4 protein-coding genes and 1 pseudogene are annotated in these 7,447 nt (G+C 69.9%); 2 read left to right on the top strand and 3 right to left on the bottom strand.

Annotation, left to right across the window (positions count from 1 at the left end; genetic code table 11):
* Positions 1-2 precede the first annotated feature (2 nt).
* Both hemDX and hemC read right to left on the bottom strand, forming a co-directional pair.
* Positions 3-1,973, bottom strand: a complete 1,971-nt coding sequence (gene hemDX / locus DPV74_RS19310) for a fused uroporphyrinogen-III synthase HemD/membrane protein HemX (RefSeq protein WP_119337787.1) — start codon at positions 1,971-1,973, stop codon at positions 3-5.
* Positions 1,973-2,977, bottom strand: coding sequence for a hydroxymethylbilane synthase (hemC, locus tag DPV74_RS19315; protein ID WP_027786743.1), 1,005 nt, complete (start codon positions 2,975-2,977; stop codon positions 1,973-1,975). Before hemC ends, hemDX begins: the two co-directional genes overlap by 1 nt.
* Positions 2,978-3,184: 207 nt before the next feature.
* Here hemC and ppc point away from each other — a divergent pair, with 207 nt between their 5' ends.
* Positions 3,185-6,199 (top strand): phosphoenolpyruvate carboxylase, encoded by a 3,015-nt coding sequence (gene ppc, locus DPV74_RS19320; RefSeq protein ID WP_060359489.1) that lies wholly within the window; start codon positions 3,185-3,187, stop codon positions 6,197-6,199.
* A 135-nt stretch (positions 6,200-6,334) separates the two neighbouring features.
* Here ppc and DPV74_RS19325 read toward each other — a convergent pair whose 3' ends face one another.
* On the bottom strand, positions 6,335-7,087 hold the full coding sequence (locus tag DPV74_RS19325; RefSeq protein WP_027786741.1) for a class I SAM-dependent methyltransferase: 753 nt from the start codon (positions 7,085-7,087) through the stop codon (positions 6,335-6,337).
* Between the two features lie 218 nt (positions 7,088-7,305).
* Here DPV74_RS19325 and DPV74_RS19330 point away from each other — a divergent pair.
* Positions 7,306-7,447: pseudogene (locus DPV74_RS19330) on the top strand (transcriptional regulator); the annotation flags it as partial.

Below are 7,447 nucleotides of genomic sequence, written 5' to 3' on the forward strand. Positions count from 1 at the left end.
CGTTACCCCCGGCTCTTGAACTGCTGAACGGCGTTCAGGCTCGTGTTCAGGTTCGGCACCGCGACCGTCAGCGATGCGCCGTCAACCTGCTTGAGCAGATCCTCGACGGTCTGCGTGTCCTTCGATGCCTGGTCGAAATACTTCCCGAGCGACGCCTGCGCGGCGTGCAGGTCGGCCTTCATCGCGCCGTCGTTGCGCGCGAGCAGCGACAGGCGCGCGGTCAGCAGGCGCAGCTTCACGTTCTCGCGCACGAAGTAACCCTGGTCGGGCGACGCGAGCATCGCGTCCGCGTTGTCGATCCGGCGCACCTGCACGAGCCCCCTCAGCTGCTGGCCGAGGCCGGCCGAGAAGTCGTGCCACCACACCTTCCAGCGCGGCTCGCCGGCCACGGCCGACGATGCAGCCACGGCCGGCGCGGCCTTCGGCGCTTCGTGCGGGACGATCGCCTCGCCGGACAGCGGCAGCGCGTCGATCTTCGCGATCGCGTCGTCGAGCTTGATCGCGAGGCCCGTGAGGTCGGCCGCCGGTGCGGCCTTCAGCTTCTCGATGTCCAGCGCGAGCGCCTTGCGCACCGTGACGGCCTGCGCGCTCTGCGAGGTGGCGAGGCGTGCGTCGGCATTCTGCAGCGCGATCAGCGCGAGCTGCGTGTTGCCGGTCAGCTGAAGCTGCTGGCTCGCGCTCGACAGCATCTGGTCGACTTCCTCGAGCATCCACGCATCGCGGTTGCGCGACAGGTCCTGGTATTGCTGCTGCAGCGCCTGCTGCGCGCTCTGCGCGTCGGCGAGCTTGCCGTCGAGCTGCGCGAGCTGCGTGTCGACCTGGTGCGTACTCGCCAGCGCCTGCTCGGTCTTCATCCGCGTTTCGGCCGTCTGCGCGTCGAGCGCCTTCTGGCGCGCGACGAACGTGCCATCGAGCCGGTCGATCTTGCGGTTCAGCGCGTAGCCGCCGACGCCCGCCGCGCAGCCGAGCACGACGACGACGAACCACAGCACCGCGCTGCCGCCGCGGCGCGCGGGTGGTTCGGACGCCATATAGGCAGGACGGGACGGCGGTGCGGATGCAGCGGCCGGCTGGGAAGCGACGCTTTTGGAATCGTTGGTATCTGTCATGCGTTTAGTCACCGGTGCGGCTGTCGCCGGTTGGACGGCCTCGTCGGCCATCGTTCGAAACGCGCGGACGATGCGCTCATCGCCCGCGCCGGTCAGCGTAATCCTATCAAAACCCAATGCGCGCGCGGTCTGCTCGATTCGCGGATGCGGCGTGACGAGCGGCACATGCTTCAGCGCGGCGATCTCGGCATCGTTCAGATGCGTCCGCGCGAGTTCGTGCAGGTTGCGCACGCCCTCCGAGCTCGTGACGAGCCACGCATGCGGTTCGCCGTCGAGCAGCGCATGCACGCGCTCCCACGCGCCGACGCGCGGCTCGGGCACGACGCGCCGGTACGCGGCAACGAGCGTGACGTCCGCGCCGGCTTCGCGCAGCCGGTCGGCGAGCCATTCGCGCCCGCCGTCGCCGCGTACGATCAGCACGCGCTTGCCCGCCAGCGCGGGCGCGCCGCCGAATTCGGCCTCGATGCACGCGAACAGGCTTTCCGAATCGTAATGGGGTACGCCGCCGTCGGCCGGCGCCTGCGGTGCGATCACGCGATGCGCGGGCGCCGCGATGCCGTGACGCTCGAGCGCCGCAACGCTGCCGGGCCCGACCACGCCGACCGGCAGCGCGTTCGGCCAGATCGCGCCGTACTGCGCGAGCGCGCGGTCGATCGCGTTCGGCGACACGAAAATCACCAGCGCGTAATCGGCGAGCGCCGCGAACGCGGCGTCGAGCGGCGCCGGATCGTCGACGGGCGCAATATCGATCAACGGGAATTCGAGCACGTCGCAACCAGCCTCGGCCAGTTGTGACGCGAGCGCGCCGGACTGGCCGTCCGGGCGCGTCAGGACAGCGGTGAACGCGCGCGCGCCGCCCGCCATCAGGCGTCGCCCTTGCCGGCGGCCTGCGAGCCCGCGAGCAGCGCCTGGACGATCTCGAGCGCGCCTTGCGCCTCGAGTTCGTCGGACACGGCGCGGCCGAGCGCGAGCGCATCGGCGACGCTCATGACGGCCCCGCACTCCTCGGCGGTCAGCACGCGCTTGCCGTCGGTCGTCGACACGCGGCCCGTCAGGTACAGCTCGCCCGCGCGCCACACCGCATGCGCGGCGAGCGGCACCTCGCAGCTGCCGCCGAGCGCGCGCGACACCATCCGCTCGGCCTCGACCGCGAGCGCGGTCTGCGGGTCGTGCAGCGGTGCGAGCCACGCGGCGACGTCGTCGCGGTGCGACGCGATCTCGATGCCGAGCGCGCCCTGGCCCGCGGCGGGCGGGCTCGCGTCGACGTCGAGCAGCGCGCGGATCCGCGCTTCGAGGCCGAGGCGCTTCAGGCCGGCGGCCGCCAGGATGATCGCCGCGTAATCGCCGCGATCGAGCTTCGCCAGGCGCGTGTCGAGGTTGCCGCGCAGCGGCAGCACGTCCAGGTGCGGGTAGCGCGAGCGCAGCATCGCCTCGCGGCGCAGGCTCGACGTGCCGACCACGGCGCCGGCCGGCAGCGCGTCGAGCGACGCGTAGTCGTTCGACACGAACGCATCGCGCGGGTCCTCGCGCTCCATGATCGCGGCAAGCGAGAAGCCTTCCGGCAGCGCCATCGGCACGTCCTTCAGCGAATGCACGGCGAGATCGGCGCGGCCGTCGGCCAGCGCGGCCTCCAGTTCCTTCACGAACAGGCCCTTGCCGCCGACCTTCGACAGCGTGCGATCGAGAATCTGGTCGCCGCGCGTCGTCATTCCGAGGATTTTCACGTCACAAGCTGGATATAATTTGCGCAGCGCATCACGCACATGTTCGGCTTGCCACATCGCCAGGCGGCTCTCGCGCGAAGCAATCGTCAACGTCGCGGGCGGCTGTGCCTGTTGCGGCCCGGCCGCAGGAGTCTCGGAATTCATTGCTGGAACATCGAAGGACGGGATTGAAGATCGAACAATGGTAGCACGCACGCCCCCGCCCGCCCGGGCCCGGAGCCTGCGTCCGGCCTGCCGCCGGGCGGGTCGCGGCGCCGATGTGCGGATGTGCCGCACGTAGCTGGTTGCTTGACCGCAGTTTCGCAGTTTCCGCAGTTCCTTTTGACTCGAGCTTTCCCAAGGAAACCCATCGTGAAGTCTTCCGGATCGGCGCGTACGGCGCGCCGCAATGCTGCCCTGTCCTCCTCCGACGCCTCGACGGACACCGTCGCCACCGCCGCGAACGGCCGTGCGAAAACGGCAACGAAACCGAAAGACCCGATACGTCAGACAAAACGCACGGCGAAAGCCGCCGGCCCGGCCGCCCGCACGGCCGGTGCGACGAAGGCCGGCACCCGCACGCGCGACGACAAGGACGGCCCGCTGTTCGACGACATCCGCTTTCTCGGCCGCCTGCTCGGCGACGTCGTGCGCGAGCAGGAAGGCGACACCGTGTTCGACGTCGTCGAGACGATCCGCCAGACCGCCGTCAAGTTCCGCCGCGAGGACGACAGCGAAGCCGCGCAGACGCTCGAGAAGAAGCTGCGCAAGCTGACGCCGGAGCAGACGGTGAGCGTCGTGCGCGCGTTCAGCTATTTCTCGCACCTCGCGAACATCGCGGAAGACCGCCACCACAACCGCCGCCGCCGCATCCACGCGCTGGCCGGCTCCGCGTCACAGCCCGGCACGGTCGCGTACGCACTCGAGCAGCTGAAAACGACCGGCAACGCGTCGAAGCGACTGCTGCAGCGCTTCTTCGACGATGCGCTGATCGTGCCGGTGCTGACCGCGCACCCGACCGAAGTGCAGCGCAAGAGCATCCTCGACGCGCAGCACGACATCGCGCGCCTGCTCGCCGAGCGCGACCAGGAGCTGACCAGCCGCGAGCGCCAGTACAACGAATCGATGCTGCGCGCACGCGTCACCACGCTGTGGCAGACGCGCATGCTGCGCGACGCGCGCCTGACGGTCGGCGACGAAATCGAGAACGCGCTGTCGTACTACCGCGCGACGTTCCTCGACGAACTGCCGGCGCTGTACGGCGACATCGAGGCCGCGCTCGCCGAGCACGGCCTGTCCGCGCGCGTACCCGCGTTCTTCCAGATGGGCAGCTGGATCGGCGGCGACCGCGACGGCAACCCGAACGTGACCGCGTCGACGCTCGACGAAGCGATCAACCGCCAGGCCGCGGTGATCCTCGAGCACTATCTGGAACAGGTGCACAAGCTCGGCGCCGAACTGTCCGTGTCGAACCTGCTCGTCGGCGCGAACGACGCCGTGAAGGCGCTCGCGGCCGCGTCGCCCGACCAGTCGCCGCACCGCGTCGACGAGCCGTATCGTCGCGCGCTGATCGGCATCTACACGCGGCTCGCCGCAAGCGCGCGCGTGCGTCTCGGCGAAGGCACGGTGCCCGTGCGCAGCGCGGGCCGCGGCGCGCCGCCCGTGCGCGCGATCCCGTATGCGGATTCCGAAGCGTTCGTCGCTGACCTGAAGGTGCTGACCGCATCGCTCGACGAACACCACGGCACGTCGCTCGCCGCGCCGCGCCTCGCGCCGCTCGTGCGCGCGGCCGAAGTGTTCGGCTTCCATCTCGCGAGCATCGACCTGCGCCAGAGCTCCGACATCCACGAAGCCGTGGTCGCCGAGCTGTTCGCGCGCGCGGGCGTCGAGGCCGACTACGCGGCGCTCGCCGAGGAAGACAAGCTGCGCGTGCTGCTCGCCGCGCTCGCCGATCCGCGTCCGCTGCGCTCGCCGTACCTCGAATACTCCGCGCTCGCCCAGAGCGAACTCGGCGTGTTCGAGAAGGCGCGCGACGTGCGCGCCCAATTCGGCCCGCGCGCGGTGCGCAACTACATCATTTCGCATACGGAAACCGTCAGCGACCTCGTCGAGGTGCTGCTGCTCCAGAAGGAAACGGGCCTGCTCGAAGGCGCGCTCGGCGTGCCCGGCGGCAACGCCCGCAACAGCCTGATGGTGATCCCGCTGTTCGAGACGATTCCCGACCTGCGCGACGCCGCGCGCATCATGCGCGAATACTTCGCGCTGCCGGGCATCGACGCGCTGATCGCGCACCAGGGCGCCGAGCAGGAAGTGATGCTCGGCTATTCGGACAGCAACAAGGACGGCGGCTTCCTCACGTCGAACTGGGAGCTGTATCGCGCGGAACTCGCGCTGGTCGACCTGTTCCGCGACCGCAAGATCACGCTGCGGCTGTTCCACGGCCGCGGCGGCACGGTCGGCCGCGGCGGCGGCCCGACCTACCAGGCGATCCTGTCGCAGCCGCCGGGCACCGTGAACGGCCAGATCCGCCTGACCGAACAGGGCGAGGTGATCGCGAGCAAGTTCGCGAACCCGGAGATCGGCCGCCGGAACCTCGAGACGGTCGTCGCCGCGACGCTCGAGGCGACGCTCCTGCCGCAGAACAACGCGCCCGCGCAGCTGCCGGCGTTCGAGGCCGCGATGCAGACGCTGTCCGATTCGGCGATGGCCGCGTACCGCGCGCTCGTCTACGAAACCCCGGGCTTCACCGACTATTTCTTCTCGTCGACGCCGATCACCGAGATCGCCGAGCTGAACATCGGCAGCCGCCCGGCCTCGCGCAAGCTGCAGGATCCGAAGCAGCGCAAGATCGAGGACCTGCGCGCGATTCCGTGGGGCTTCTCGTGGGGCCAGTGCCGGCTGCTGCTGACGGGCTGGTACGGCTTCGGCAGCGCGGTGAGTGCATATCTCGACGGCGCGCAGGATGAAGCCGAGCGCACGAAGCGCGTCGCGCTGCTGAAGAAGATGAACAAGACCTGGCCGTTCTTCTCGAACCTGATGTCGAACATGGACATGGTGCTGGCGAAGACCGACCTCGCGGTCGCGTCGCGCTACGCGCAACTGGTCGCCGACCGCAAGCTGCGCAAGCACGTGTTCGAGCGGATCGTCGCGGAATGGGAGCGCACAGCGCAGGCGCTGGCGGAAATCACCGGGCACGAAGGCCGCCTCGCGACCAACCCGCTGCTCGCGCGCTCGATCAAGAACCGCTTCCCGTATCTCGATCCGCTGAACCACCTGCAGGTCGAGCTGATCAAGCGCCACCGCGCGGGCGACACGAACGCGCGGCTGCGCCGCGGGATTCACCTGACGATCAACGGGATCGCGGCCGGCCTGCGCAACACGGGCTGATCCGCATGCGGCGCGGCATGATGCCGCGCCGGCCGGCGACGTGAAAGCCGCGATACCCACCGTATGCACGGTGGCGTATCGCGGCTTTTTTCATGCTTGCGGGCGTCGGCGAAACCGTGCCGGCGCACCGCACGCTCAGTGCGCGTCGATCAGCAGCGCGTCGTGCTCGAACGATCCGTCGGGCTGCACCGCGTAATAGCCGCGCACCTCGTCGGGCGCATGCGCCCACAGCGCGCGAATGCCGGTCACGCTGTCGGCCGGCGTGCGGATGCGCGCGACCCACGTATCGAAATCGATCGGCAGCCGCCAGCGGCTGTGCACGTGCGCGTCGAATCCGGCATCGCGGAACATCGCGAGCCATTCGTCCGCGCGGTAGTCGCGCACGTGCGACGCGTCGCGCAGCACTTCCGCGGCCTGCAGGTACGTATCGAGGAGCGGATGGTCGTTGCCGGCGATGTCGATCATCAGCACGCGGCCGCCCGGCTTCAGCACGCGGCGCACTTCGGCGAGCGCCGCGCGCATGTCGTGCCAGTGGTGTGCGCTCATCCGGCTCACGACCCAGTCGAACGTCGCCGTCTCGAACGGCAGTTTCTCGGCCGGGCCCTGCTGCGTACGGATGTTCGCGAGCCCGCGCTCGCGCGCCGCGGCGTCGACCGTCGCGAGCATCTGCGCGGCGAGATCGTAGGCGACCACGTCGCGCACGTGCGGCGCGACCGCGAAGCTCGCGTGGCCGGCGCCGCAGCCGAGATCGAGCACCGCGGCATCGGGCGTCGCACGCACCGCGTCGGCGAGCGTCTGCAGGTCGGCGCCCGTCGCGTGGACCGTGCTCGTCAGGTAGGCGGCGGCCGTCGTGCCGAATGCGTCGGCGACCTGGTCGTGGTGTTTCATCGTTCTCTCCTTTCTCTTGCGCAATCGGCCGGCGCGGATGCGTCAGTGCACTTTCCGGCCCCATGCAACACGTTTTGTGGGACGCCCGCTCCCCTGGCAGCGCGCGAGCCGCTACAATAGGCCCGCGCCTGTACCAGTACAAGTTAAGCAGTTATTCTGGTATTCGATACACCCGTCTGATCGTTGCCGCATCCCCGCTTCCACTTCGCCGTTTCCGCATGAACCAGCCGTCCTCCGTCCCCGTCCCGCCGCTCGATGCCACGCCCGCCCGTGCGCTCGGCGAATTCATCCGCGCCCACCGCGAGCGGCTGTCGCCGCAGGCCGTCGGCCTGCCGCCCGGCCCGCGCCGCCGCACGCCGG

This window comes from Burkholderia sp. HAN2018 (assembly GCF_024704855.1).
Taxonomy (GTDB): Bacteria; Pseudomonadota; Gammaproteobacteria; order Burkholderiales; family Burkholderiaceae; genus Burkholderia; species Burkholderia cepacia.